Annotated in this window: 26 protein-coding genes and 2 pseudogenes; 25 read left to right on the forward strand and 3 right to left on the reverse strand. The window is 62.4% G+C overall.

Going from position 1 to position 25,278, the window contains the following annotated elements:
• Window positions 1-25 precede the first annotated feature (25 nt).
• The 10 genes and pseudogenes from adhP (at window position 26) to BSL82_RS19310 (ending at window position 8,874) form a co-directional block, all read left to right on the forward strand.
• Window positions 26-1,051, forward strand: a complete 1,026-nt coding sequence (adhP, locus tag BSL82_RS19260; RefSeq protein ID WP_004212676.1) for an alcohol dehydrogenase AdhP — start codon at window positions 26-28, stop codon at window positions 1,049-1,051.
• A gap of 25 nt (window positions 1,052-1,076) precedes the next feature.
• Window positions 1,077-2,783 (forward strand): copper resistance system multicopper oxidase, encoded by a 1,707-nt coding sequence (locus tag BSL82_RS19265; RefSeq protein ID WP_062343367.1) that lies wholly within the window; start codon window positions 1,077-1,079, stop codon window positions 2,781-2,783.
• Window positions 2,780-3,766, forward strand: coding sequence for a copper resistance protein B (locus BSL82_RS19270; RefSeq protein WP_004212678.1), 987 nt, complete (start codon window positions 2,780-2,782; stop codon window positions 3,764-3,766). The genes BSL82_RS19265 and BSL82_RS19270 overlap by 4 nt, the downstream gene beginning before the upstream one ends.
• Entirely contained in the window at window positions 3,760-5,001 is a 1,242-nt protein-coding gene (locus tag BSL82_RS19275) for an MFS transporter (protein ID WP_007683345.1), read from the forward strand. Before BSL82_RS19270 ends, BSL82_RS19275 begins: the two co-directional genes overlap by 7 nt.
• Before the next feature lie 79 nt (window positions 5,002-5,080).
• Complete coding sequence (locus BSL82_RS19280) at window positions 5,081-5,518, forward strand: DUF411 domain-containing protein (RefSeq protein WP_007683347.1); 438 nt, start codon at window positions 5,081-5,083, stop codon at window positions 5,516-5,518.
• Between the two features lie 383 nt (window positions 5,519-5,901).
• Window positions 5,902-6,165, forward strand: a complete 264-nt coding sequence (locus BSL82_RS19285) for a type II toxin-antitoxin system RelB/DinJ family antitoxin (RefSeq protein ID WP_004212689.1) — start codon at window positions 5,902-5,904, stop codon at window positions 6,163-6,165.
• Window positions 6,152-6,433: a type II toxin-antitoxin system YafQ family toxin gene (locus BSL82_RS19290; RefSeq protein WP_004212690.1), complete on the forward strand. Its 282-nt coding sequence runs from the start codon at window positions 6,152-6,154 to the stop codon at window positions 6,431-6,433. The genes BSL82_RS19285 and BSL82_RS19290 overlap by 14 nt, the downstream gene beginning before the upstream one ends.
• A gap of 401 nt (window positions 6,434-6,834) precedes the next feature.
• A pseudogene (locus BSL82_RS19300) lies at window positions 6,835-7,529 on the forward strand (Mu transposase domain-containing protein); the annotation flags it as partial.
• Window positions 7,516-8,244, forward strand: coding sequence for an IS21-like element helper ATPase IstB (gene istB, locus BSL82_RS19305; RefSeq protein ID WP_025549137.1), 729 nt, complete (start codon window positions 7,516-7,518; stop codon window positions 8,242-8,244). The pseudogene BSL82_RS19300 and the gene istB, both read left to right, overlap by 14 nt.
• A 201-nt stretch (window positions 8,245-8,445) precedes the next feature.
• Entirely contained in the window at window positions 8,446-8,874 is a 429-nt protein-coding gene (locus BSL82_RS19310; protein ID WP_072599033.1) for a TonB-dependent receptor domain-containing protein, read from the forward strand.
• Between the two features lie 709 nt (window positions 8,875-9,583).
• Here BSL82_RS19310 and BSL82_RS19315 read toward each other — a convergent pair.
• The 3 genes from BSL82_RS19315 to BSL82_RS19325 all read right to left on the reverse strand — a co-directional run bounded on the left by BSL82_RS19315 (window position 9,584) and on the right by BSL82_RS19325 (window position 13,110).
• Complete coding sequence (locus BSL82_RS19315) at window positions 9,584-11,851, reverse strand: nitric-oxide reductase large subunit (RefSeq protein ID WP_025549136.1); 2,268 nt, start codon at window positions 11,849-11,851, stop codon at window positions 9,584-9,586.
• Between the two features lie 78 nt (window positions 11,852-11,929).
• Complete coding sequence (locus BSL82_RS19320) at window positions 11,930-12,394, reverse strand: cupin domain-containing protein (RefSeq protein ID WP_004212697.1); 465 nt, start codon at window positions 12,392-12,394, stop codon at window positions 11,930-11,932.
• A gap of 257 nt (window positions 12,395-12,651) precedes the next feature.
• Complete coding sequence (locus tag BSL82_RS19325) at window positions 12,652-13,110, reverse strand: Rrf2 family transcriptional regulator (protein ID WP_004212699.1); 459 nt, start codon at window positions 13,108-13,110, stop codon at window positions 12,652-12,654.
• Between the two features lie 109 nt (window positions 13,111-13,219).
• Between BSL82_RS19325 and BSL82_RS19330 the strand changes: the two genes are divergently transcribed.
• The 15 genes and pseudogenes from BSL82_RS19330 to BSL82_RS21310 all read left to right on the forward strand — a co-directional run.
• Entirely contained in the window at window positions 13,220-13,657 is a 438-nt protein-coding gene (locus tag BSL82_RS19330) for a group III truncated hemoglobin (protein WP_004212701.1), read from the forward strand.
• Window positions 13,650-13,925: a TehB family protein gene (locus tag BSL82_RS19335; RefSeq protein WP_004212703.1), complete on the forward strand. Its 276-nt coding sequence runs from the start codon at window positions 13,650-13,652 to the stop codon at window positions 13,923-13,925. The genes BSL82_RS19330 and BSL82_RS19335 overlap by 8 nt, the downstream gene beginning before the upstream one ends.
• A 40-nt stretch (window positions 13,926-13,965) precedes the next feature.
• Window positions 13,966-15,177: an NO-inducible flavohemoprotein gene (hmpA, locus tag BSL82_RS19340; protein ID WP_004212704.1), complete on the forward strand. Its 1,212-nt coding sequence runs from the start codon at window positions 13,966-13,968 to the stop codon at window positions 15,175-15,177.
• Window positions 15,178-15,189: 12 nt separating this feature from the next.
• Entirely contained in the window at window positions 15,190-15,651 is a 462-nt protein-coding gene (locus BSL82_RS19345) for a hypothetical protein (protein WP_004212706.1), read from the forward strand.
• A gap of 249 nt (window positions 15,652-15,900) precedes the next feature.
• Window positions 15,901-16,689, forward strand: a complete 789-nt coding sequence (locus BSL82_RS21305) for a YbaY family lipoprotein (RefSeq protein ID WP_004212707.1) — start codon at window positions 15,901-15,903, stop codon at window positions 16,687-16,689.
• Between the two features lie 345 nt (window positions 16,690-17,034).
• On the forward strand, window positions 17,035-18,678 hold the full coding sequence (gene ccoN / locus BSL82_RS19360; protein ID WP_004212708.1) for a cytochrome-c oxidase, cbb3-type subunit I: 1,644 nt from the start codon (window positions 17,035-17,037) through the stop codon (window positions 18,676-18,678).
• Window positions 18,679-18,681: 3 nt separating this feature from the next.
• A complete protein-coding gene (gene ccoO / locus BSL82_RS19365) occupies window positions 18,682-19,434 on the forward strand; it encodes a cytochrome-c oxidase, cbb3-type subunit II (protein WP_004212709.1) in 753 nt (250 codons plus the stop codon).
• 15 nt (window positions 19,435-19,449) lie between these two features.
• Complete coding sequence (locus BSL82_RS19370) at window positions 19,450-19,620, forward strand: cbb3-type cytochrome c oxidase subunit 3 (protein WP_004212711.1); 171 nt, start codon at window positions 19,450-19,452, stop codon at window positions 19,618-19,620.
• Window positions 19,611-20,489, forward strand: a complete 879-nt coding sequence (ccoP, locus tag BSL82_RS19375) for a cytochrome-c oxidase, cbb3-type subunit III (protein WP_004212713.1) — start codon at window positions 19,611-19,613, stop codon at window positions 20,487-20,489. The genes BSL82_RS19370 and ccoP overlap by 10 nt, the downstream gene beginning before the upstream one ends.
• Entirely contained in the window at window positions 20,486-20,674 is a 189-nt protein-coding gene (locus BSL82_RS19380) for a hypothetical protein (RefSeq protein ID WP_015449326.1), read from the forward strand. The genes ccoP and BSL82_RS19380 overlap by 4 nt, the downstream gene beginning before the upstream one ends.
• Before the next feature lie 13 nt (window positions 20,675-20,687).
• Window positions 20,688-21,506 carry a DUF2189 domain-containing protein gene (locus BSL82_RS19385; RefSeq protein WP_004212715.1) on the forward strand — a complete coding sequence of 273 codons (819 nt, stop codon included), beginning with the start codon at window positions 20,688-20,690 and terminating at the stop codon, window positions 21,504-21,506.
• A gap of 2 nt (window positions 21,507-21,508) precedes the next feature.
• Window positions 21,509-23,770, forward strand: a complete 2,262-nt coding sequence (locus BSL82_RS19390) for a heavy metal translocating P-type ATPase (protein ID WP_004212717.1) — start codon at window positions 21,509-21,511, stop codon at window positions 23,768-23,770.
• On the forward strand, window positions 23,767-23,976 hold the full coding sequence (ccoS, locus tag BSL82_RS19395; protein ID WP_004212718.1) for a cbb3-type cytochrome oxidase assembly protein CcoS: 210 nt from the start codon (window positions 23,767-23,769) through the stop codon (window positions 23,974-23,976). Before BSL82_RS19390 ends, ccoS begins: the two co-directional genes overlap by 4 nt.
• A gap of 39 nt (window positions 23,977-24,015) precedes the next feature.
• Window positions 24,016-24,141, forward strand: coding sequence for a hypothetical protein (locus BSL82_RS21585; protein WP_004212719.1), 126 nt, complete (start codon window positions 24,016-24,018; stop codon window positions 24,139-24,141).
• A gap of 97 nt (window positions 24,142-24,238) precedes the next feature.
• Window positions 24,239-25,070, forward strand: a pseudogene (locus BSL82_RS21310) (IS3 family transposase); the annotation flags it as partial.
• Window positions 25,071-25,278 lie beyond the last annotated feature (208 nt).

Raw genomic sequence — 25,278 nt, forward strand, 5'->3', positions numbered from 1 at the left:
CCCCTCGCTCAAAGGAGAAACGGACATGGCGAAAACCATGAAGGCGGCGGTCGTCCGCGAATTTGGCAAGCCCCTGGTCATCGAGGACGCGCCGATCCCGACGGTCGGCCCCGGGCAGGTCCTGGTCAAGATTGCGGCAACCGGCGTGTGCCATACCGACCTGCACGCGGCAGAAGGGGACTGGCCGGTCAAGCCCAACCCGCCCTTCATTCCTGGCCATGAGGGCGTCGGGCATGTCGCCGCCGTTGGTGCCGGCGTCACCCATGTGAAGGAAGGCGACCGGGTCGGTGTGCCCTGGCTCTACACCGCCTGCGGGCACTGCGTGCATTGCCTGGGTGGCTGGGAGACGCTTTGCCACGAACAGCAGAACACCGGCTATTCGGTCAATGGCAGCTTTGCCGAATATGTCCTCGCCGATCCCAACTATGTTGGTCACCTTCCCGACAATGTCGACTTCCTCGACATTGCGCCGATCCTCTGCGCGGGCGTCACCGTCTACAAGGGATTGAAGGCCACCGAGGCCCGACCCGGCGAGTGGGTGGTCGTCTCCGGCATTGGCGGGCTCGGCCACATGGCGGTGCAATATGCCCGAGCCATGGGTCTCAATGTGGCCGCGGTCGACATCGACGATAGCAAGCTCGACCTCGCTACACGCCTTGGCGCCACACTGACGGTCAACGCGCGCAACGAGGACCCTTCGGCAGCGCTCAAGAAAGCCATTGGCGGCGCGCACGGGGCGCTGGTGACCGCCGTTTCGCCCAAGGCGTTCCAGCAGGCGCTCGGCATGGTCCGGCGCGGCGGCACGGTCGCGCTCAACGGCCTGCCGCCGGGCGACTTCCCGTTGTCGATCTTCGACACCGTGCTGAACGGCATTACCGTGCGCGGCTCGATCGTCGGCACGCGGCTCGATCTGCTCGAGGCACTGGCGTTCGCCGGCGAGGGCAAGGTCAAGGCCACGGTCCATGCAGACAAGCTGGAGAACATCAACGACGTCTTCTCCCGCATGCATCATGGCGACATCGAGGGCCGGATCGTCCTCGACCTCGCCTGAAGCCGACTTCGCGAAAGTACAGTTCATGTCTCCCTTACATATCCGGCCGATCGCGCGGCGCCGTTTCGTCCAGGGGCTGGCGATCGGCGGCGCGGTTGCCGGCTTCGCCCCGGCGCTTCTCGCGCGATCCGCCCCAGTCTCGCCCGCCGAGCTTAGCGGGACCGAGTTCGACCTCGAGATCGCCGAGCTGCCAGTCAACTTCACCGGCAAACGCCGTATCGCGACCGCCGTGAACGGCAGCGTGCCCGCGCCGGTCCTGCGCCTGCGCGAAGGCGACACGGTCACGCTCCGTGTGCGCAACGGCCTCAAGGAGATGTCGAGCATCCATTGGCACGGCATCATCGTGCCGGCGGAGATGGACGGCGTGCCCGGCATCAGCTTTGCCGGCATCGCGCCGGGCGAGACCTTCACCTATCGCTTCGAGGTCCGCCAGAGCGGAACCTACTGGTATCACGCTCACACGCTCGCCGAGCAGACGGGACTCTATGGAGCGATCATCGTGGAGCCGAAACAGGCGCCGGCGGCGCGGGCGCCCGATCGCGACTATTGCATCGTGCTCAGCGACTGGTCGGACGAGCCGCCGCTGCAGATCTTCCTCAATCTCAAGAAGCAGAGCAGCTACTATAATTTTGCGCAGCCGACCGCCGGCGATTTCCTCAAGGATGTCGGCACCATGGGCTTGGGCAAGGCGCTCGAGCGGCGGCGGATGTGGAACAGCTCGCGGATGAACCCGACCGACTACAGCGATGTCTCTGCCGCGACCTACACCTATCTGATGAACGGCGCGCCGCCCGCCGGCAACTGGACCGGTATCGCCGCGCCCGGCGAGCGCGTGCGCCTGCGCTTCGTCGGCGCGGGGACGGCGACGTTCTTCGACGTGCGGATCCCCGGGGTCGAGCTGACGGTCGTATCGACCGACGGGCAGCCGGTCGAGCCGGTCACGGTCGAGGAATTCCGGATCGGCCCGGGCGAGACCTACGACGTCGAGTTCACCATGCCCGAGGGCGGCGCCCGCACCATCTTCGCGCAGGCGATCGATCGGAGCGGCTATGCGCGTGGCACGATCGCACCGGCCCCGGGCATGGCGGCAGCCGTGCCGCCGCTCGATGCCCGGACCTGGCTCGAGCCGGTCGACATGATGGGCGCGATGGCGACGATGGGCGCAATGGGAGGCGACGCGCATGCCGGGCACGGCATGACCGAGATGCCGGCCAGGGCACGGCACGCCCGCACCGAATATGGCGCCAATACCGACATGCGCGTCGACTATCCGCGCACCAATCTCGACGATCCCGGCGCCGGGCTGCGCGGGCGCGGCTGGCGCGTGCTGACGCTGGCCGATCTGCGCACGCCGGGCGGCGATCCCGACCCGCGCGAGCCCGAGCGCGACATCGAGCTGCATCTGACGGGCAATATGGAACGGTTCATCTGGTCGCTCGACGGCATCAAGCTCAACGATTCCAGGCCGCTTCATTTCAAGCCAAACGAGCGGCTGCGCGTCACCTTCGTCAACGACACGATGATGGCGCATCCGATGCATCTGCACGGCATGTGGAGCGATGTCGAAGGCCCGGACGGCGCCTTCCAGGTCCGCAAGCATACGGTCGTGGTCCAGCCCGCCCAGCGGGTGAGCTTCCGCGTCACCGCCGACGCCATGGGCCGATGGGCCTTCCACTGCCATCTGCTCTATCACATGGCGGCCGGCATGTTCCGGGAGGTGGTGGTCGCATGATCCGGATTTTCCCCTCGCGCGGCATCGCTCTTGGCGCTGCCCTCTTCCTGGCGCCGGCGATCACGGCTCCCGCCCTCGCGCAGGATGCCTCGCCCCCGTCGCCCGCCGCCACCCCTGCCCAAACGGCCACTCCCGCTCAGCACACCCCTTCCGCGCAAGGCTCTCAGGACCATGCGGGCATGGACATGCCGGGCATGGATATGACCGACACGAAGGCGTCCGGTAACGGCGCCACGATGGACATGGGCTCGATGCAGGGTGGCAAGGCCCCGCCGGACGCGCGCAACTCGGACGATTATGCCGACGGCTATCGCAACTCGACGCTGCCGGGCTATGAGATGGCCGACAAGCTCTCGATCCCCAAGATACTTGTCGATGAGCTCGAATTCGCCAGCGGCAACGAGGGTCAGGGCGTGGGTTGGACCGTGCTCGTCACCAAGGGTCAGGACAATGACAAGCTCTGGCTGCGCAGCCAGGGCCTCAAGAACTCCCGCGACCAACGTCTCGATCCGGAGAGCAGCGTCGAGGCGCTGTGGTGGCACAGCAAGAACCCGTTCTGGGGCACGCTGCTCGGGGTCAGGCAGGATCTCGGCAAGGGCGCGACGACATGGCTGGCCGCCGGCGTCGAGGGACTGGCGCCTTATTGGTTCGACGTCCAGCTCACCGGCTATGTAGGGACCGATGGGCGTCTCGCGGCGCGCGCCAAGGCCTCCTATGAGGTCCTGTTCACCAATCGGTTGATCCTTACGCCGCAGGTGGAAACCAATATCTATTCGAAGCGGTCGAGCGATCGGCAGCTCGGCAGCGGCTTCAGCAATGTCGAGCTGAGCGGACGGTTGCGCTACGAGGTGTCGCGCAAGTTCGCGCCCTATATCGGCTTCGTCTGGGAGCGCGCATTTGACGGCACGGCCGATTTCCGTCGCCTGCGCAGGGAAGGGCCTTCCGAACACAGGCTGGTGATCGGCTTGCGCGCCTGGTGGTGATCCGCGGATGGCCACTCGAGGGATCGACCGCGAACGCGCCGCGTGACAAGGCTGGATCGCAAGCCAACGGTCGCTGGCCGGCCTCCTTTTTCGTCTTGTTGCTCGCGGCGGCTGCGGCGTCGGCGGGACAGACGGCCATTCTCGCCTTCCTTCCGGCACTGGTCGACCCGGCTCGTGGCGCGCTATCGTCAAGCGCTCATGATTTTCACGTCGCGAGCCTGACCGCGGTCCATCCCCTGGCAGCCTTGCTGGCGGCGCCGCTCTGGGGCTGGATCGCGGACCGGGTCGACTATCGGGCGATGTTGCGCGCAGCGCTGGTCATCCTCGCGCTGGTGACCGCGCCGATCGGCCTCGTCGGGTTGCCTGAGCTTTATGCATTGCGTCTGGTGGCGGGGATGGCGTCGGCCGCCATCATACCGTTGGGCTTGCTCTGCGCGAGCTTTGCCGCAAGCGGGCGCGCGGACCAGGCGCGCCGCTTCACCTGGCTGACCGCCTTCGTGTTTCTGGGCGATCTCGCCGGTCCGCTGGTGGCGGAGGTCTCGGCCGCGATCCTGCCCCGCGCTCCCCTCATGATCCTCGCTCTCGGCATCGGTGCCGTCGGGGCGGCGCTTTGCGCCGTGCGTCTGCCGCGCTGGTGTGCACCTTGCATCGATGGCGGAGACCTGCCCGCGCCTACGCTCGGCGCGACGTTGATCCTGCTTTTTATCACGATCGTCGCGGGCGGCGGGCTGGCGGCGATGCATGTCAATCTCCTGGTGACGCGGAGCGCCATTTCGCTGAGCCGCGAAGAGATCGCCTGGATGCTCAGTCTCTGCGGATTGGGCATGCTGGCGGCACAGATCTTCCATGCAAAGCTGGATTGGCTGGTCACTGTGCCGAGGCGGCTTGCCGGATTGACGCTGGGCCTGCTGGCTGTGGCACTTTTCATGTTTCCTGTCGCCGCGAGTATGGCCGAGCTCAGTGGGATCATCGTTGCTGCCGGCTGGAGCTCGGCAACCCTTCGATTGGTCACCAGCTTCTGGATCAGCGGCGGCGGGGCCCCTTCAGGCGTGAAGCTCGGTTTCCAGCATTCCGCCGCCAGCATCGGGCAGGCGCTCGCGCCGCTGGCGATAGCCATCGTCGCTCCCGGGGCGCAGCCGCTCGTTCTGTGGGGGATTGGTGGTCTATCGCTAGCGCTGCTTGTGTCCCTGCCGCTAGCCTGGAGGCCGCCCGCCATCGTAAAATCATCTGCGTGATGAGGGGAGGGGCGCATTGATGCGTATAGAAAAGAAGGGGCCTCTGCCCCATGCTTATCGTTCTTCCGGGAGTCATTTCATGAAGACCCGCCTATTCGTCGCCTTGCTGTTCCTCGCCATGCCCGGCGTAGCGCTTGCGGCCAGTGATATCGTCGTCCACCGGGATCCGGGATGTGGATGTTGCGAGAAGTGGGCGCAGGCCGTGCGCGCGAAGCTGGGACGCAAGGTCGTCATGCGTGACGATGCGTCGCGCAGCGAGCTTCAGCGCAAGGCCGGCATGCCCCGGACGCTGGCATCTTGCCACAGCGCGATCGTCGATGGCTATATGATCGAGGGCCATGTCCCGATATCCGACGTCAAGCGCTTGCTGGCGACCCGTCCTGCGGGCGTCAAAGGCATTGCGGTTGCGGGGATGCCGATCGGTTCGGAGGGCATGGAAGTGGCAGGCGCTGCCCGCCAACCCTATACGGTGGTGGCCTTCGGCAGCGCCGGTCAGCGAATTTTCGCCCGCCATTGATATCGCGCGGTTTGCAGCATCCTGCAGAATTGCCCGGTGGTAGAGGACCCCGCTGTCGAGTGTAGAACCTTGTGTCAAGCGAGCTGATGGCGTCCCTACCCCTACCTACACTGAAAAAGCAACGATTTGTCTTGTAAGTTGTTCGCGGTCGTCTCCCTGATTTGCCTGAATTTGGCCCAAAATGTGGAACGATTGTGGGACCGTTTGCCCACCGAAAGTGTGAGAACGGCCCCAACATTCCCGATCAGGGCCCCGAACCGATGGCACTCACAGCATTGAAGGTGAAAAACGCGAAGCCCGGTCGCCATGTCGATAGCCGGGGCTTTGCCTGATTGCACTTTGCGTTCGCTTGCATTACATCGTCATGCAGAAAGGAAATCGACATGGCCGCAAACGCTCTTGTGCAGACCCGGATCGACGGAGCGGTGAAGGAGGAAGCCGCGACCGTGCTGGCTGCTATGGGGCTGACCGTCTCCGATGCCGTGCGCCTGATGCTGACCCGCGTTGCCCGCGACAAGGCCTTGCCGTTTGAACCGCTGGTGCCCAATGCCGAGACGATCGAGGCCATGAAGGAAGCGCGCGAGGGAAAGGGCAAGCGGTTCGCCACGGTGGTCGACCTGATGGCCGACCTCAATGCGGACGATTGAACGCTTCGGGCGGTTCAAGCGCGACTACAAGCGGGAGAAGAAGGGGCAGCACGCCAAGACGCTGGACGCTGACCTGATCCCGATCATCGAGGCGCTGGCATCCGACGAGCCGCTTGAACCGCGCCACCGCGACCATGCGCTGACCGGCGACTGGCGCGACCATCGCGATTGCCACATAAAGCCCGACCTCGTGCTGATTTACCGCAAGCCCGATGACGACACCTTGCAGCTTGTGCGCTTGGGATCGCACGCGGAATTGGGTTGGTGACGCCCGCGCATGGCGAGCTTATACGTTTGTCGGGTATGTCAGCCAGAGGCACGATTACGGGTTAGGTGTGATCAGCGAGCATCCGATGCCAACAAGCTTTTGCAGAAGACATCAATCGCAGAGATGCATTCGGCAGGCGCTGCTTGAAACAAAAATGAGGGCCATAAATCACTTTCACCCTCAAATTCTGACAAATTTGCCGTTAGTTCACGACTGGTGAGCGAGAAATGAGCCGATCGCGTTGGGCTTGAAGAGCCGACCGCTCGCTCCACCGTCGTGACCCCTACGTTGATGACCGGCGGATGCTGGCCCGGTAGACGATGCTGCCGAGAGCGACGACGACGCCCATGATGGCAAAAGATTCCATGCTCGAATGGCTCAAAAGCCAGATCGTGAGAAGGAAGGCGGAGTGCCGGCGCTGGGCCGAGCACCACACCCATCCCGAGCGCGGCGATATCACCGTGGCCTAGGCGCTGGAGATGGAGCGGCCTGTCCTGCAGCCGATCCTGGCGCCCTTCGATGGCTTCCATGAGAGCGAGCATGCCGTCACCGGCACCTGCCTCATCAGCTTCGACCGCAACCGCTACTCGGTCATGTCCAGGGCGGCGCGGCGCACGGTGCAGGTGCGCGCCTATGCGGGCCGGATCGTCATCCGCTGCGGCGAAGAGATCGTCGGGGAACATGAGCGTCACTTCGGGCGGAACCGCACCATTTACGATCCCTGGCATTATCTGCCGGTTCTGGCCCACAAGCCCGGTGCCCTGCGCAACGGCGCGCCGTTCCAGGACTGGGAGTTGCCGCCATCCCTCCATCGCCTGCGACGCAGGCTGGGGCACGGGGATGAGGCGGATCGCAGGTTCGTGCGGGTGCTCTCGGCCGTGCTCACCGATGGCTGGAGCAGGTCGAGGCGGCGGTGCGCGAAGCGCTGGCGAGCGGAACGGTCAGCGACGACCTGATCCTCAACATCCTCTCCCGTCGCCGCGAGCCGGCGACGCCCCATAGCATCGTCACTTCGGAAGACCGGATGCTGAGTCACCCGCCGATCGCCGACTGTGCCAGCTATGACCGACTGCGAGGCTATGATGCAGCGGCATGAGATGATCGACACAATGCGCGGCCTGGGCCTCAAGGGCATGGTGGCCGCGTTCGACGAGGCCGTCACCACCGGCCTCCAGCGCCAGCGCACCACCATGGAGATCCTGACCGATCTGCTCCGCGCGGAAGCCACCCATCGCGACGCCGCCTCGATCCGATATCGCATGACGGCCGCGCGGCTGCCGGTGGTGAAGGACCTGGAGCGGTTCAGCTTCGAAGGGACGCCGATCAACGAGGGACTGATCCGCTCCCTGCATGATGGCTCCTTCCTACCGGCGCGTCGCAACATCGTGCTCGTCGGCGGCACGGGCACCGGCAAGACCCACCTCGCCATCGCGATTACCGCCAACGTCGTGCGCAAAGGGGCTCGGGCACGATACTTCAACACCGTCGATCTGGTGACACGCCTCGAAGAGGAGGCCCGGATCGGCAAGGGCGGGACCCTGGCGGGACAGCTCTCACGGCTCGACCTGGTGGTGCTCGATGAGTTGGGATATCTGCCGTTCGCGCGCTCTGGTGGCCAGCTCCTGTTCCACCTGATCAGCAAGCTCTACGAACGCACCAGCGTCGTTATCACGACCAACCTCGCCTTCGGCGAATGGCCTACCGTGTTCGGGGATCCCAAAATGACCACGGCTCTGCTCGACCGCGTCACTCATCACTGCGATATCGTCGAGACCGGCAACGACAGCTGGCGCTTCAAAAACCGCAGTTAGCCGCCACTCTCACCCCAGCTTCAAAACGAACTTGCGCTGTGTACGCCTCCGGCCGGGCTACGCCCGACCTCCGCCGCACACAGCGCAGGGCATCAACCCTCCGCTCAATCTCGAAAAGGGGGTCCCCCTTCAACGCCTATACGGGGTCCCGTTTGCGCGCCGTTTGACAAAGTGAATGGCAGACTGCCGATCACCCCGGCATTGCTGCTGACCGCGAATTATACCTACACCGATTCCGTCCGGAAGGGTGGCGGCGAGCCCGCTTTCGACGGCAGTTCGCTTGACGGAACGCCGCTCGACAAGACGCCCAGGCACATGGCCAACGTTCGCCTGGACTGGCAAGCGACCGAGCAGATCGCGGCCTATGTGCTCGGCTACTACTCGGGCAAGCAGACTTTCAGCGGGTTCCGCAACGGCGCGCTCAACACCCGCACCCGTGAAGGGAGCACGACCTTCGATGTCGGCATCAATTTCACGATCAATGAGAATTTCGCGCTGAGGGCGGCGGTGCTCAACGTCACCGACAAGATCGTGCCGGTCGATGACCGCGGCCGGTTTGATGGTCTCGACGGCAGCTGGATGCTCGATGAAGGGCGCCGCTTTTGGGGCACGGCAACGATCAGCTTCTGATCGATCAGGCCGGCCTTCTGCCTTCGCGTTCGAATATTCGCTGAATGCAGAGAGTCGGCCCCTTTTCATCCATGGATCCCGATTCAAGAAACGTTTCTAAAGTCAGAATTCAGTGATCAGTGGATTCGATCTCCGTAAGGAGCGGGGTGGGAGCACATAACCCTGACCGGCGAAGAATATCGCTGGCCAAAATTCTTAGCGTAGGATTTGGTCCCCTCCTGGAAACGCACCATGATCGCCATGTGCGGCATCGAGCGCGTCAGTCGCATTTGCGCCCGATGCCAACTGTCATGGATCCGTCCAAGCTGGTGACGGGGCGCGAAACGGCGCGGCAGTTTTTGCCCTTGCGGGGACGCCGGAGGGCTTTGCGCTCAGAGGCTGTCATGCACACCTGTTCATACAGCCATTATCGGCAAAAGCTTGCCCATCGACGCGCACGCGGCGCCGGTAACGGGATTGGTACCGAGACTTTTCCTCCGGCGATAGCGACTGGAATGAACAGTCCCGTGAGCCGGGCGGCATCTGAGCAATCGCGGGCGAGGATAGAGCAGCCATCGACCCGGCTGCCAGACCTGCGAACAGAAGTTTGGTGCGCATGGACAAAAGGTTCACCGAAACTCGCATCCAAGTGTGGCGTTTGTCGACAGAACGTGGCTAGCCCACGAGCAAGGGTTGGCTGGGACTGCGCGGCATCGGACTCCTCGATCGATCACTGTGCAATTTGCGCCTCGCTGTCGTCAGACCGGGGTCTGAGCCAAAGACTGGCGACAAACCAGGCGAGCGCTACCGCCCCGGCAGAAAAGACGATATCTCCAGGAACCCTCAGCCACACCAGCAGATCGACCACCGGTTGCTGCATGAACTCGGCCGAGCGAGCGTACCAGTAGCCCTTGTCAATCGCGGCGGTCAGCTGAAGCGTACCAAGTGGCAGCAAGGTCAGGAGCGCCATCAACGCAAGGCCGATGTTGAAGCACCAAAAGCTCGTCTTCAGCACGCCTTCGTTCCAGATCAGGTTCGGCAACATGCCACGCAGGCAGAACAGGACGAGCCCGACGCCCAACATGCCGTATACGCCGAACAATGCGGTGTGTCCGTGCAGCGGCGTCAGATTGAGACCCTGCATGTAATAGAGCGACAGCGGCGGATTGATGAGGAAGCCGAACAGGCCTGCTCCGACGAGATTCCAGAAGGATACCGCCAGGAAGAACATGACGGGCCATTTATAACGCTGCATCCAGGGTGTCGCGCTGCTCAGCTTCCAGTGTTCATAAGCTTCGAAGCCAATATAGGCGAGCGGCACGACCTCGAGCGCTGAGAAGCTCGCGCCAAGCGCCAGCACCGCGATCGAGGTTCCCGCGAAGTAGAGATGGTGCAACGTTCCCAGCACTCCGCCTGCCATGAAGATGATCGTGGCAAACAAGACGGCGACCGTGGCGGTGGGTGTCGGAATGAGGCCGAGGCGCGTGAAGAGGAAGGCGATGACCGCGGTGGCGAACACCTCGAAAAAGCCTTCGACCCACAGATGGACCACCCACCAACGCCAATATTCAATCATGGAGAGCGCTGTATGCTCATTCCAGAACAGCCCGGCACCGTAGAAGAGTCCGATGGCTACGGCGGATAGGAAAAACAGCATCGTGATGTGGCGGGATTCGGACTTCTCTTTGAGCGCAGGCCAGAGCGCCCGGCCGACGAGCACAAGCCAGAGCATCAGGCCGATGAAGAGAAACCACTGCCAGAAGCGCCCCATATCGACATATTCCCAGCCCTGGTGTCCGAACCAGAAGTTCCTCTCCAGTCCCAGTTTCTGCATCACCGCGAGCCATTGCCCGGCAAAGGAGCCCACGACGATAATCAGGAGGCAGGCCCAGAGGATGTTGGCACCCAGAGCCTGGAACCTCGGTTCATGGCCCGAGATCGCAGGAGCTATGTAGAGGCCCGTTCCCAGCCAGGCTGTCGCGATCCACAGCACGGCAAGCTGCGTGTGCCAGGTGCGGGTGATCGAATAGGGCAGGATCTCGGCCGCTTCATAGCCATAAACCAGCTGCCCCTCGACCTGATAGTGGGCCGTCATTGCACCCAGCATGATCTGCGCGAGAAACAGTGCGAGAACGACCCAGAAATATTTGGCTGTCGCCCGCATCGAAGGCGTCACCGCGATCTCGCGCAGCGGATCTTTCGCGGGGAGGTCGTGCTCCTTCTCCCTTCGTCCGTGCGTCACCGCATGGTGCCAACCCAACAGCGCGATGCCGGCAAGCAGGAAGGTGACGCTGAAGGCCGACCAGATGAATGTACTTGATGGTGGGCGATTCCCGACCAGCGGCTCGCTCGGCCAGTTGTTCGTATACGTTGTCGTCCGCCCTTGTCGTTCCGTTGTGGCCGCCCAGGCCGTCCACCAGAAGAAGGAGGTCATGGCGGCTCGGTGCCCTGCGTCGGGGACCGTATCGTTCTTCATGGCATAGTTTTCGCGCAGCTCGGCCGTGGCGGGGTCGTTGCCGAACAGATTGACGTAGTGCTTTGCCACCCGCTCGATTGCCACCGCGCGATCGTTGCTGATCGTGATGGTATCCGTGCTCGCTTCAAACGTGTTTCGGCGCATTTCCGTTTGCAGCCGCCGCTGGAGGAGCGCCTTGTGTTCCTCGTTTAAACTCTCAAAGGCGCCGCCCAGATCCCGCTGTGCCCAGAGATCGAGAAGTGCCAGTGATTCCCGGTGCAACCAGTCGGCTGACCAATCGGGCGCTACGTAGCCGCCGTGTCCCCAGATCGAGCCCAGTTGCATGCCGCCCATAGATTGCCAGACCTGGCGGCCACGCTGCATCTCGGCACGGGTGAAGACGGTTTCGCCGTTTGCGGTCACGACCTTGGCGGGAAGCGGCGGCGCCTGAATGCTGATGTCGCGGCCAACCAGAAGCAGGACGGCAAAAGAGACTGCCAGCAATGATAGAAGCCAAATCCAGAGCTGACGTGTTCGATCCATGGTTCTCCCCTATGGGCTACGAGGCGGTACAGCAAAGCGACTAGCGCGCTGCGCGCCGTGCCATCATGCCGCCCGTGATCAATTCTTCCTGGGGGCAGGCTGATCCGATTGAACGACCGGACCGCCTTCCGCTTCCCACCGGTCGACACAGTCGCAATCGTCATAGGCATCGACCGCCAAGGTCTCGGCGCCGGCTTTTGCCTGTGATCCTTCTACAGGCGGAAAGAGGATCGTCAGAAGCAGCACAGAGTTTTCCGCGCCCTTGACCGAGTGCGGCGCGCCTCCTTCGAGATAGACCCACTGGTTACGCCGCAGTTCGATCGAGCTTGCGCTGAGCTCGACTTTCACATGGCCCTCGAGGCAATGCAGCATGATGCTGCCCGGCACCTGATGCTGGCGCATTTCGGTGCCGCTCGGGATCACCAGCCGGATGGTTTCGAAATGGTCCGCCTTCACGATCGCTGTGGAATGTTCTTCATGTGTCGTCACGTTCTCGGGCAAGAGATCGACGACTTCTCCGGGCGCTGCGTGGTGAAGGGCCATATCGTTCAATTCCTTTCCGTGTTCGTGGTTTTATGATTGGAGCAAGACGGGCAAGCGGACTGCCGCGTGCGGTCCGGCTTGGAGCGTCCAGCGCGCAATACCTTTACCCATCGCGCGCCGATTTGGAGTCCTGCGGCGATCCATGACCGCGACGCGCGGCGACGACCGTCAAAGGGAGCGGGATCGACCGGTTCACCACATTCTGGACAGAACATGTCACGTTCCTCCTTTTCGGCTTCGATGCGCCAAGACGTCAATCATCCATCTGGCGCCGCAGGGGTTTCGAACCGATCGGCCGCGTTACGCTCGAAGAGCGACGCGAGATCTCGCCGCTTCGTCAGCAGGTCGGCAAGCGTATAGCGGTCAAGTACCGCCAGGAACGCGCCGAGCGCCTCCTTCAGCACGCCCGTCAGCCCACATGCAGGCGCGACCACGCATCCGCCGCAGTCAACGAGATCGAAGCCGTCCTCGGTCTGGCGTATGAGTGCGCCGATGTTGATCTCTTCGGGCGGCCGCCCCAGGCGGATGCCGCCCGACCGTCCACGCACACTCTCCACATCACCACTGCGTGCGAGTTGGTTCACCACCTTCATCAAGTGATTCTGCGAGATTCCGTAGGCCTGCGCGACCTCACCGATCGAGCACAGGCGGTCAGGCCGCGCGCCCAGATAGAGCAGCACGCGCATCGAATAGTCGGTGAACAGGGTCAGTTTCATGGGGCGTTCCCACTCTCTTCCTCAGCTCGTCGCATTAAGATGTATTCATCTTGCATGTTTTCAGGGAAAAGTATAGATGCATTCGGGATACATGATTGGAGTCGGGCGAATGACCGAGCTGGAACTGAAGGATGAGGCGCTCAAGCAGCTTGTCGACGCCTTCTACGCGCGCGTTCGCGCAGATGCCGACCTGGGGCCGATTTTCAACGACGCGATCGATGACTGGCCGGAACATCTCGAAAAGCTGGCGGCGTTCTGGTCATCCGTCATGCTCGCCAGTGGCCGATACAAGGGCCAGCCCGTGCCAGCGCACCTGAAGCACAGGTCGAGGATAACGCCAGCGCTTTTCGACCGCTGGCTCGCGCTGTGGGACTGTACGACAAACGAGATGATGGCGCCCGACGCAGCTGCGGCTCTGCAGGCGAAAGCGAAGCGGATTGCCGAGAGCCTGCAGCTTGCCATGTTTTTTCGGCTCGATCGGCCAAGCGTCGCTGACGGCGAGGCCGGGTCCATTCATTGCGAACGGCGAGTACCCACCCATGCCTGACATTCTACCCTATCGTTCGACGCCGGTGTTCGATCAGGACACGCTCCCGGCCGCCCTGCGGGCACGCCATGATACCAAGGCGGGTGTCTGGGGTTTGATCCGCGTTCTGGAGGGTGAGCTTCGGCTGACCTATCTCGATCCACCGTCGGAGGTTGTCCTGACGCCCGAACGGCCCGGATTGATCTTGCCGCAGCAGCCGCACTTCGTGACGCCCATCGGCGCCATGAAAATGCGGGTCGATTTCTATGATCAGCCGCCCGGCGCCTGATCGCCGGGAAACTCGAATCCCTTCCAACAAGGAGAAGTTTATGTCGCAGCCCCTCAGCGATCAGACCATCGCGCTCGTCAAGGCGACGGTCCCCGCGCTCGAAGCGCATGGTCTGGATATCGTGCATGAAATGTATTCCAGGATGTTCCAGAACCCGGACATTCGCGATCTTTTCAACCAGTCGCATCATGGTGACGCCGGTTCGCAGCCGCGCGCGCTCACCGGCGCCATTCTCGCCTATGCCAGCAATATCGACAATCTCGGCGCGCTGGCTCCCGCGGTCGAGCGCATCGCGCAAAAGCATGTCGGTCTCCAGATACTGCCGGAGCACTATCCGCACGTCGCCGAAGCACTGCTCGGTGCGATCAAGGCGGTGCTGGGCGATGCGGCGACCGACGAAATCCTCGGGGCCTGGGGGGAAGCTTACTGGTTTCTCGCCAATATCCTGATCGCGCGGGAACAGCGCGTCTACACCGAACAGAAGGACGCGGCCGGCGGCTGGAACGGCTGGCGCGATTTCCGCGTCGAAGACGTTGTGCGCGAAAGCAGCGTCATCAATTCCTTTGTCCTTCGCCCCGTCGACGGCGGCCCCGTCATGCGCCACAAGCCGGGCCAGTATCTTACCTTCTGGCTCGAAATTCCCGGACATCCGCCGGTCAAGCGCAACTACTCGATTTCGGCCGCCGCCAATGGCGAAACCTATCGCATTTCGGTCAAGCGCGAGCCGCAAGGGCTCGCGTCGGGCTGGTTGCACGACGAGGCGAAACCCGGGACGATCCTGAAGGTGGCCGCGCCTGCTGGCGAATTCTTCCTCGCCGATCATGTCGAACGGCCGGTCGTACTGCTGTCGGGCGGCGTGGGCCTGACGCCGATGGTGGCGATGCTCGAAGCCCTCGTTCAGAACGGCGCCGAAGTGCCGGTTCATTACATCCACGGCACGCATGACCGCGACACCCATGCGATGCGCGACCATGTCCGCGCTGTGGCGAGCCATGGCCAATCGATCGCGATCACCGATTTTCACCAGACCCCGCTCGAGGATGAAACAGAGGGCAGCGACTACGATGTGGCCGGCATAATTACCGATGAATGGTTGGTCGCCAGCACACCGGTCGCACAAGCGGACTATTACATCTGCGGGCCGCGTCCGTTCCTGCGTCATGCGGTCTCGACCCTGTCGCTGGCGGGTGTGCCGTCGGACAGGATCCACTATGAGTTCTTCGGCCCGGCCGACGAACTGCTCGCGGCCTGAGGGAGCGGAGGCATGGACGACATCATCCTGGCCCGGGCCGTTCATGTCCTGGCGGTCCTTGTCTGGATCGGCGGCGTGGCGTTCGTGACGCTTGTGGTGATGCCGTCCGTGCGCGCCGCCAATCCGCCGGCGGAGCGGCTGGCGGCCTTTCATCGACTGGAGGGGCGCTTTGCGGCGCAGGCGCGCATCTGGGTGCTATTGGCAGGACTGAGCGGCTTCTGGATGATCTATCGCGCGCAGATGTGGGACCGCTTTTTCGATCTTCGCTTCTGGTGGATGCATGCGATGGTAGGGCTGTGGGCCGTGTTCGCCGCGATGCTTTTCGTGATCGAGCCGCTGTTTCTCCACCGCCGAATGATGACATCGGTCAAGCCCGCCGCAGATTTTGCCCGAATGGAGACACTTCACCGAATATTGCTGGGTATCGCGGCTGTCACGGTTCTCGGCGCAGTGGCGGGAAGCCACGGGTTCTAGACTGCGCTTTTCGTGTGGTTCCAAAATTCAGTGGCTGTCTCCCAAGAGGGGATCAGATATCCGCCGGGGCCGCCCGCGCCAATCCAGCCCAATCTTCCGCCCGCCATCGGACGTTCGTGGTTCGGAACCATCCTATGCGAAGTCGATTCCCACAGGACTGCCGCTCGAAGCCCTCCCATTATTGCCGATGCCATGGGTTCCGCCTGACCTGCTCTCTTCCGCTCCAATCGCACAGCAAAGTGAAACGCCATGTTCAACAAGCCATTCACAGCCGTACTGGCGATGACCATGCTCGCGCTCGGCGGCTGCGCGACAGGCGCGCGATACGTCGATCCCCAAGCCCCCATTGCGGAGCTGAGAGACAAGGTCGTAACCGGCAACGCATCCTATCGACAGCGCATCGCTCTGCCCGCCCGCGCGAAATTCAACGTGAGACTGCTGGACGTTTCGCGCGCCGATGCGAGATCGGTGATCATTGCCAAGGAAACGCGCGAGACAGCAGGGCAGCAGGTTCCTTTGCCATTTTCGATTAGGGTGAAGGAACAGGACTTGAAGACCAACATGCGTTACGCAGTCCGTGCGACGATTACCGATCCCGAGGGCAACCCGATATGGACCACGGATACGGTTCATTCGGTCGATCCCACGCGGTTCGAGCAGGATCTGGGGACGCTCAATATGGTTCGCGTTGGTGACCGCCCGGCGGCTTCAGGCTTGATCGGCCCGCAATTCAAGGTGGAGGACATCAATCAGACCGGTCTGATCGACAAATCCAATGTGACGGTGCAGTTTTCGCAAGACGGCCGAGTGAGCGGATCGGCCGGCTGCAACAGGTTCACCGGCGACTATTCGATCGAGGAACAGTCGCTTCGGATCGGACCGCTCGCCGTGACGCGCCGGGCTTGCGTGCCGGCGCTCGGGAACCAGGAAACCAGGTTCCTGGCCATTCTGCAGGATGTGACCTCATGGTCCGTCAACAGCAATGGGTCAGTGCTCTTCCGTGCCGACGACGGACGATACCTGGCGGCGATACGCTGATTCGACCGCAGTATGCTGAAGAGCGGCTGCCGCTCAGTCCTGACCGATCGGAGACGGAGGTCGAGCCAGTCTTGGACACAGGCTTAACGGTCCAAGAGCTTGATCGGCAAAAGTCCATTGCGCCGTCGCCAAACACAGGTTCAAATTCGGCCGCGATGCGTGGCGAGCGACGCTGACCACTGATTTTTTGGTGTTTACCGCGGGAGACGGCAGGGCAATAGTTGGGAACTTCCGTCCGACCCGCGTGTTGCTGGTTCGGCGCGAGCTGTGTTCCCATCGGGAGCGAACCTGCTGCTGCGCTGTCAGCCCGTGGCGATGACCGATGAGGGGGGAAATAGATCGGCCATGATACTGACCTTGACCGAGACCGAACGCCAGATCGCGCTCGCCATTTCCGTTGCCGTCGGTCTGTGCGGCCTCGTTCTCGCAGCGGCAGGCAATCAGGACACAATGGAAATCCACGGCTGGCTGATCCTGGCCATTGCCGCCATTTGCGCCATCATCGTAATCCGCGGCATCTGGGGACCGGAACCGCCAAAATCCCGTTTGCAAAGCTACTATGACGAGCCCATCAAGGCCGGCATCATCGCCAGCATGGCTTGGGCGGTGGTGGCGATGTTCGTGGGGGTCTGGGTCGCCGCGCTGCTGGCATTCCCTGACCTGACGTTTGACAGTGCCTGGGCGAGCTTCGGCCGCTTGCGACCGGTGCACACCAGCGGCGTGATCTTCGGCTTTGGCGGCAACGCGCTCATCGCCACCTCGCTGCATGTCGTGCAGCGGACCTCGCGGGCGCGTCTTCCCGATCAGCTTTCGGCCTGGTTCGTGCTGGTGGGCTACAACCTGTTCTGCATCCTCGCGGCCAGCGGTTATCTGCTCGGGGTTACCCAATCGAAGGAATATGCCGAGGCCGAATGGTATGCCGACATCTGGCTGGTGATCGTCTGGGTGACCTACTTCATCCTCTACATCCGGACGCTCGCACGCCGCAAGGAACCACACATTTATGTGGCCAACTGGTACTTCATGGCCTTCATTCTCGTCGTCGCGATACTCCATATCATCAACAATCTCGCGATTCCGGTCTCGCTGGGCCATGCGAAGAGCTACACCATCTGGTCGGGCGTCCAGGATGCTATGGTGCAGTGGTGGTATGGTCATAACGCCGTCGCCTTCTTCCTGACGGCGGGCTTCCTGGGCATGCTCTATTACTACCTGCCCATCCGGGCCCAGCGGCCGATCTTCTCCTACCGTCTCTCGATCCTGAGCTTTTGGGGCATTACCTTCTTCTACATGTGGGCGGGTTCCCACCACCTTCATTATACCGCCCTACCGCACTGGGTTCAGACGCTGGGCATGACCTTCTCGGTGATGCTCCTCGTGCCGTCATGGGCTTCGGCTGGCAACGCCTTGCTAACATTGAACGGCGCCTGGCACCGCGTGCGCGATGATGCGACGCTCCGCTTCATGATGGTCGCGGCGGTGTTTTATGGCATCTCGACCTTTGAAGGTTCGTTCCTCGCCATCCGGCCCGTCAATTCGCTTTCGCATTACACCGACTGGACGGTTGGCCATGTTCACGCCGGCGCGCTCGGCTGGGTGGCGCTCATCACCTTCGGCTCGCTCTACACGCTGGTGCCGTCCTTGTGGAAGCGCGAGGCGATGTATTCGCCCGCCTTGGTCGAGTGGCACTTCTGGCTCTCGCTTGCCGGCACTCTTGTCTACATTTTTGCCATGTGGAACTCGGGCATCATCCAGGGCCTGATGTGGCGGACCTATACGGAGGAAGGCACGCTAGCCTACTCCTTCCTGGATTCGCTCAGAGCCATGTATCCCTATTACATCGCGCGTACGCTCGGCGGCCTTCTGTTCCTGATCGGTGCTGTGATCGGCGCCTACAATATGTGGAGGACCATTCGCGCCGCCTCGGCCCAGGCACCGTTCGAAGGCGACGTCCCGCTACAGGCCGCGACGGCGGCGGGGAGGGCCTGAGCCGTGGCGGAACTGTTTCATCGCAAGCTCGAACGTTCGGCGATCGGCTTCGTGCTCGCCATCATCGCGGCTGCCAGTGTCGGCGGCCTCGTCGAGATCGCTCCGCTTTTCACGATCGACGAGACGGTCGAGGAGGCGCCAGACATGCGGCTCTACACGCCGCTCGAACTGGCGGGGCGAAACATCTATGTGCGCGAAGGATGCTATGCCTGTCACAGCCAGATGATCCGGACGCTGCAGGACGAAGTTGAGCGCTATGGTCCCTATTCGCTCGCGGTCGAATCCAAATATGACCATCCGATGCTCTGGGGTTCGAAGCGCACCGGACCCGACCTCGCCCGCGTTGGCGGCAAATATTCCGATTTCTGGCACGTCGCCCATCTGACCAATCCGCGCGATGTGGTGCCCGATTCCAATATGCCGGCCTATCCCTGGCTGGCGCGGACGCCCTTGCGCCTCGCTGATCTGCCCTTGCACCTCAAGGCGCTGCGGGCCGCGGGGGTGCCCTACACCGATGCCATGATCGAGAATGCGAGCGTCGATGCCTTCGACCAGGCGACACCGGAAAGCTCGACCTCGTCCGGTATCACCGAGCGGTATGGCGAAGAAACGCAGGTTCGCGTGTTCGACGATGTGGCGACCGAGGTCACCGAGATGGACGCGCTCGTCGCCTATCTTCAGGTTCTCGGCCGGCTGACCGACGTGCCGTACAAGAATACGGCCGCGCCGCAGAAGCCGCCAGAGCCGGTGAAATGACATGAGGAGGCAGGCATGGACATAAGCCACGAGGCTCTTGTTGCATTCTCGAAAAGCTGGGGGCTGTTCTACCTCATCGGTCTGATGATCGGTGTCCTCATTTATACGTTCCGGCCGTCCAATCGTGGCAAGTTCAACCGAGCCAAACAAAGCGTTCTCGATCAGGACGACAAGCCATGGACGTAGAGCGCGATCCCGTCAGCGGTCATGAAACGACCGGCCATGTCTGGAATGGCATCAAGGAGCTCGATACGCCGGTCCCCAAGGGTGTGCTGATTTTTCTGATCGTCACCCATCTCTTCGCTTTCGCCTGGTGGATTCTCATGCCGACTTGGCCCTTGGGCGACACCTACACCAAGGGAATTCTCAACATCGACCAGCGCACCTCGGTCGAAAAGCACCTGGTCGATTCGCAGGCGGGACGGGCCGACTGGATAAAGCGGATCGAAAGCGAGAACCTCGAGCAGATCGCGGCCGACCCCCGGCTCATGACCATCGTGCGTAGCACCGGCCACCGGTTGTTCGGCGACAACTGCGCCGCCTGCCACGGCATTAATGCCAAGGGGGGTTATGGTTATCCCGATCTGACCGATGACGACTGGATCTGGGGCGGCGACCTTGAGACGATCGCGCAGACCATGCGCGTTGGGGTCAATGTGGAGCATCCGCAGGGGCGCGTCTCGCAGATGCCCTCGTTCGGACGCGACGGGATACTCGATGCCGATCAGGTCAGTCTGGCGGCCAACTATGTCTACGCCTTGTCGCATCCCAAGTTCGTGACGAATGCCAATCGGACGTCGATTGTATCGGGGCGCGAGGTCTTCATGGCCAATTGCGCGATTTGCCATGGCGAGGATGCGCGCGGGAAGCGCGATGTCGGCGCTCCCAATCTGACGGACGCGCGTTGGATCTATGGAGGAGACATCGATCAGATCGTGGAGACCGTCCATGGCGGACGCCAGGGGCATATGCCGACATGGGACGAGCGGCTTACGGACTCGGATATCAAGATATTGGCGCTCTATGTTCATTCGCTGAGCGCGCCTCAGCGATGACGGCCATGCGATCCCGATCCCGGTGGCTGGTCTGGACGCTGGTGGCAGCAGGCCTTTTGCTGTTCGTTCTTGCGAACGCGCATTTTTTCTACGTCGCCTTTCGCTCGCAGCCCGAATGCGTGGGACATTTGAAGGAACGCGCGAACGGGAGCGGGCAGTATCGCGCGGCGAAATCGGCATGCTGAAAGGTAGCGGGACATGAGCGATAAAAGCCCCTCTTATGGCTTGCTGAGCCAGACCTCGGGCATCGAGGAGACGAAGAGCGCGCGGTTTCAGCGCCATCTTCCCGCTTCCATCGGCTTCCAATGGCTCAAGGCCGGATGGCAGGATCTTTTCCATCGGCCGATGCCGAGCCTGGCCTACGGTCTGGGCATTTTCCTTCTGTCTCTCGCTGCTGTCGCGATGCTCGCGCTGTATGGCCGCGACTATATTCTTTTTCCCGCGCTCGCCGGCTTCATGATCATTGCCCCGCTGCTGGCCATCGGACTCTATGAGAAAAGCCGCAACCGAGAAGCGGGACGCGATACGTCGCTGCGCGAAATGCTCCTGGTGAAACCGGCGGCGGGCCCGCAGGTGCTTTTCACCGGGGTCCTGCTCAGCCTGCTGATGCTACTGTGGATGCGATCCGCGGTGCTCATCTATGCGTTGTTCTTCGGCGTGCGCCCCTTTCCCGGCCTGCCTCACATAACCGCCTTCCTGCTGACCGAGCCGGTGGGATGGATTATTCTCGGCGTCGGCACGGCGGTGGGCGGCCTGTTCGCCTCATTCGCTTTTGCGATCAGTGTTTTTGCCATTCCGATGCTCCTCGATCGCAAGGTCGATGCGCTCACGGCGATGGGAACAAGCACGGCGCTCGTCTGGAACAACCTTGCGCCGATGATCGTCTGGGGCGCCATCGTCCTTGCGCTTTTCATACTCTGCGCGGCGACGGGCTTGATCGGCCTCATCGTCATCTTCCCGTGGCTTGGACATGCCACATGGCATGCCTATCGCGCGGTCTCAGACACGCAGGCCTAGACATGGCCAGCCATGCCATGCCTGCCGTCCAGGCGCCGACATCATTGACCGGGCAATCGGTCGATGAACTCATCTTCGCCAGCCAATCGCTGGATGACGGAACGATGAGGACGCAACTGTCGGTCCCGACCGCGCATTGCGGCGGATGCATGGCGAAGATCGAGCGCATCCTTGGTAACCTCGAGGGCGTCGTAGCGGCTCGGGTCAATCTATCGACGCGGCGTGTGACCGTCACATGGCGGCAAGCGCAAACCGCGAGTGCACCGCCTTTGCTGGCAACGCTGAACGAGGCGGGCTTCGAGGCAAATCTTCTCAGCCAACCGGACGAACGCGCCGATCCCGAAAAGCGCCGGCTGATCGTCGCGACAGCGGTCGCCGGCTTCGCGGCGATGAACATCATGCTGCTTTCGGTGTCGGTCTGGTCAGGCGCCGACCCCGCTACGCGGCAGCTGTTCCATCTCATCTCGGCGCTGCTCGCGCTTCCCGCGGTATTCTTTTCGGGGCGCATCTTCTTCTTGTCGGCATGGTCGGCATTGCGCGCGGGACGCACCAATATGGATGTGCCCATCTCGATCGGCATCGTCCTGACACTGGGTCTCAGCATCTACGACACGCTGCATTTCGGACGCCATGCCTATTTCGACGCGGTCGTGACGCTGATCTTTTTCCTGCTTGTCGGACGAACGCTCGACCATGCCATGCGTGACAAGGCCCGTTCGGCCGTGCTCGGGCTGACGCGAATGACGCCTGCGGGCGCGAATGTAATCGGCACGGATGGATCGCGCGCTTTTAGACCGCTCGAGGATGTCTCGGTGGGTGATGTCATCCTCGTCGCGCCAGGCGAGCGTGTTCCGCTGGATGGTCTTGTCCTTGCGGGCGAGGGCGATCTCGACACTGCCGCGGTCACGGGCGAGGCGATGCCGGTGCCGGTACGACCGGGAAGCACGCTCGTTTCGGGCATGCTGAATCTCAATGGTTCGCTCAAGGTGCGTGTGACCAACAGCCACGCGCGGTCCTTTCTATCCGAAATGGTGCGAATGATGGAAGCGGCCGAGCAGGGCAGAGCACGCTATCGCCGTCTCGCCGACCGTGTTGCGGCCTATTACTCGCCGATCATCCATTCGCTGGCCTTGGCCGTGTTTGCCGGGTGGTTCCTTGACACAGGCGATTGGCATCGGGCGCTGACCATTGCCATTTCGGTGCTCATTGTGACCTGTCCCTGCGCGCTTGGTCTCGCCATACCCATGGTTCAGGTCGCCGCGGCGAAGCGCTTGTTCGAGCACGGCATCGCGCTCAAGGATGGAAGCGCGCTCGAGCGGCTTGCACAGGTCGATACCGTGATTTTTGACAAGACCGGCACGCTCACTCATGGCGATTTGCGAGTGAGCAAGATCGCCATCGATGAACCCTATCGCGCAATCGTGATGGCGCTGGCGTCGCGTTCCAACCATCCCGTCGCACGCGCGATTGCCGCCAACGGCGGCGCCTTGTCCGGCCTCGATCTGGACAGTTTTTCCGAGCTGCCGGGCCGGGGTTTGGAGGGCCAGCGGAACGGCCATCTGTTTCGCCTGGGGCGTGCCGATTGGGCTTTGAATCCAGGCACGGGCGAGAGTGGCGGTTTCCAGACCGTGTTCTCGGTCGATGGTGAGCTTGCCGGCCATTTTGCCTTCTTGGACGTTGAAAAGACGAGTGCGCGGGAAGCGGTGGCCAAGCTTGACGCGCTTGGGCTGCCTATCGAACTGCTTTCGGGCGATCACATTGCTTCTGTGTCGGGGTTCGCGAACGCGATCGGTATCGCCCACTGGCGTGCCGGATTGCTGCCGCAGCATAAGGTGGAGCGGCTTCAGGCGCTGGCGGACAGTCAGCGCCTGACCTTGATGGTGGGTGATGGGCTGAACGATGGACCGGCACTGGCGGCGGCGCACGTTTCGATGGCTCCTTCCAATGCCGCCGACATCGGTCGGGCGGCCGCGGATATTGTTTATCTCGGCCAGGATCTCGATGCGGTTCCGCGCGCTGTGCAGATCGCGCGCGCGGCCCGGCAACGTGTCCGCCAGAACCTGGCGCTTTCCGTCGGTTATAACCTTTTGGTGATTCCTGTGGCCATGGCGGGCTATGTCACCCCACTGCTTGCTGCCGTCGCCATGTCGCTTTCGTCGATTTCGGTCGTTGCGAACTCTCTGCGAATTCCCGCAGCACGCGGATCACGGCTTAGCAGGCGAGCGCCGGCACCGACCCTCGTTCCCCTGGCCGCTACCCGGTGAGCGGGATCCTGTGGCTGGTGCCGGTCGCGCTGCTGATGGGCCTTGCTGGGCTGGGCGCCTTTCTTTGGTCGATGCGCACCGGGCAGTATGATGATCTGGATGGAGCGGCCGAGCGAGTCGTGACCGACGCCAAGTCAGACCAGCCTCTTGTCGAACCTGATGATTGGCGACCCGAAACCGAGGGCGAGGCAAATCGTTTGCGATAAGGATGGTGGTGTGGACACCATTGGGCAAAGGACGAAGTGATGATGCAGGCACCGAGTTGGAATTGGGTGGGCGTCCTTGCCTTCATCTGCGGGGCGGCGGTCATCATTCCCAGCCTTGTCGCGCTTGCACTCAGTCTTGCCGCTGTTGCCCGAAACCTCCTGTGAGGCTGGCATCGGTCTGACGGAGGGATAGTGGTCTACCTTGGAAAAACTGGTCCAATTCTGAAGAGAGCCCATTTGGGCATGAGAATTGGAGAAATGTATGGGACGTCAGAGGTTTACGCCGGAGCAGATCATAGCGAAGCTGCGTGAAGTAGAGGTGATTGTGGGGCGAGGCGGCACAGCGGTGGAGGCTTGCCGCCAGATCGGGATCGCGGAGCAGACGCTATATCGGTGGCGCAAGGAATATGGCGGGCTGAAGGTCGACCAGGCGCGGCGAATGAAGGATCTGGAGCGCCAGAATGCGCGGCTGAAGAAGCTGGTGGCCGACCTCGCGCTCGACAAGGCGATCCTGCAAGAGGCGTCGAAGCTGACTTTTTGAGTCCCTCCCGTCGCCGTGAGGCGATCGAGCAGATCCGTCGCGCGTTGCCGGTATCGGAGCGACGGACCTGCCGTGTTCTGGGCCAGCATCGTTCGACACAGCGCCATCCACCGAAGGATGATGCCGACGAGCGGCGGCTAACAGCCGACATCATCGCGCTGGCCAAGGACTATGGCCGGTATGGCTATCGCCGCATCCATGTCTTGCTGGGCCAGGCGGGCTGGCAGGTCAGCCTGTCAGTGGTTGAGCGTATCTGGCGGCGGGAGGGTCTTAAAGTGCCGAAGCGGCAACCGAAACGGCGGCGGCTCTGGCTCGGCGACGGATCGTGCATCCGGCTGCGCCCGGAGCATCGCGGCATGTGTGGTCCTACGACTTCGTCGAGGATCAGACGCACAACGGTCGCAAGTTCCGAATGCTCAACATTATCGACGAGTTCAGCCGGGAATGCCTGGCGATGGTGCCGCTGCGGCGCTTCCGGTCGAACGACGTGATTGACGTGCTGACCGATCTGTTCATCGAGCATGGGCCGCCCGAGCATATCAGATCCGATAACGTCCTAGGTCGGGAAGCAGCGGCGGAAAACGGCCAGCAGGTCTCGTTGCGCCGATCATGATCAGCGCTGATGTCGTTCTGATCCAGATGGCTTCCATCGTCAAGGAATGCGCTCTCGGCCATAGCAAACACAGGATCCAGCGGCCGCATCGGTCGTGGTCCTCACCGTCCTTAAAATGAGATGCGGATGCCAGATGGAAGGCCCGAAC

Origin of the sequence: Tardibacter chloracetimidivorans (assembly GCF_001890385.1) — a bacterium.
Classification (GTDB): domain Bacteria; phylum Pseudomonadota; class Alphaproteobacteria; order Sphingomonadales; family Sphingomonadaceae; genus Tardibacter; species Tardibacter chloracetimidivorans.

Bases quoted from the DNA above. Each gene is read 5' to 3' on its own strand.
- adhP (WP_004212676.1), top strand. From the start codon at position 26: ATGGCGAAAACCATGAAGGCGGCGGTCGTCCGCGAATTTGGCAAGCCC.
- BSL82_RS19265 (WP_062343367.1), top strand. From the start codon at position 1,077: ATGTCTCCCTTACATATCCGGCCGATCGCGCGGCGCCGTTTCGTCCAG.
- BSL82_RS19270 (WP_004212678.1), top strand. From the start codon at position 2,780: ATGATCCGGATTTTCCCCTCGCGCGGCATCGCTCTTGGCGCTGCCCTC.
- BSL82_RS19280 (WP_007683347.1), top strand. From the start codon at position 5,081: ATGAAGACCCGCCTATTCGTCGCCTTGCTGTTCCTCGCCATGCCCGGC.
- BSL82_RS19285 (WP_004212689.1), top strand. From the start codon at position 5,902: ATGGCCGCAAACGCTCTTGTGCAGACCCGGATCGACGGAGCGGTGAAG.
- BSL82_RS19290 (WP_004212690.1), top strand. From the start codon at position 6,152: ATGCGGACGATTGAACGCTTCGGGCGGTTCAAGCGCGACTACAAGCGG.
- istB (WP_025549137.1), top strand. From the start codon at position 7,516: ATGCAGCGGCATGAGATGATCGACACAATGCGCGGCCTGGGCCTCAAG.
- BSL82_RS19315 (WP_025549136.1), bottom strand. From the start codon at position 11,851: ATGGATCGAACACGTCAGCTCTGGATTTGGCTTCTATCATTGCTGGCA.
- BSL82_RS19320 (WP_004212697.1), bottom strand. From the start codon at position 12,394: ATGGCCCTTCACCACGCAGCGCCCGGAGAAGTCGTCGATCTCTTGCCC.
- BSL82_RS19325 (WP_004212699.1), bottom strand. From the start codon at position 13,110: ATGAAACTGACCCTGTTCACCGACTATTCGATGCGCGTGCTGCTCTAT.
- BSL82_RS19330 (WP_004212701.1), top strand. From the start codon at position 13,220: ATGACCGAGCTGGAACTGAAGGATGAGGCGCTCAAGCAGCTTGTCGAC.
- BSL82_RS19335 (WP_004212703.1), top strand. From the start codon at position 13,650: ATGCCTGACATTCTACCCTATCGTTCGACGCCGGTGTTCGATCAGGAC.
- hmpA (WP_004212704.1), top strand. From the start codon at position 13,966: ATGTCGCAGCCCCTCAGCGATCAGACCATCGCGCTCGTCAAGGCGACG.
- BSL82_RS19345 (WP_004212706.1), top strand. From the start codon at position 15,190: ATGGACGACATCATCCTGGCCCGGGCCGTTCATGTCCTGGCGGTCCTT.
- BSL82_RS21305 (WP_004212707.1), top strand. From the start codon at position 15,901: ATGTTCAACAAGCCATTCACAGCCGTACTGGCGATGACCATGCTCGCG.
- ccoN (WP_004212708.1), top strand. From the start codon at position 17,035: ATGATACTGACCTTGACCGAGACCGAACGCCAGATCGCGCTCGCCATT.
- BSL82_RS19370 (WP_004212711.1), top strand. From the start codon at position 19,450: ATGGACATAAGCCACGAGGCTCTTGTTGCATTCTCGAAAAGCTGGGGG.
- ccoP (WP_004212713.1), top strand. From the start codon at position 19,611: ATGGACGTAGAGCGCGATCCCGTCAGCGGTCATGAAACGACCGGCCAT.
- BSL82_RS19380 (WP_015449326.1), top strand. From the start codon at position 20,486: ATGACGGCCATGCGATCCCGATCCCGGTGGCTGGTCTGGACGCTGGTG.
- BSL82_RS19385 (WP_004212715.1), top strand. From the start codon at position 20,688: ATGAGCGATAAAAGCCCCTCTTATGGCTTGCTGAGCCAGACCTCGGGC.
- BSL82_RS19390 (WP_004212717.1), top strand. From the start codon at position 21,509: ATGGCCAGCCATGCCATGCCTGCCGTCCAGGCGCCGACATCATTGACC.
- BSL82_RS21585 (WP_004212719.1), top strand. From the start codon at position 24,016: ATGATGCAGGCACCGAGTTGGAATTGGGTGGGCGTCCTTGCCTTCATC.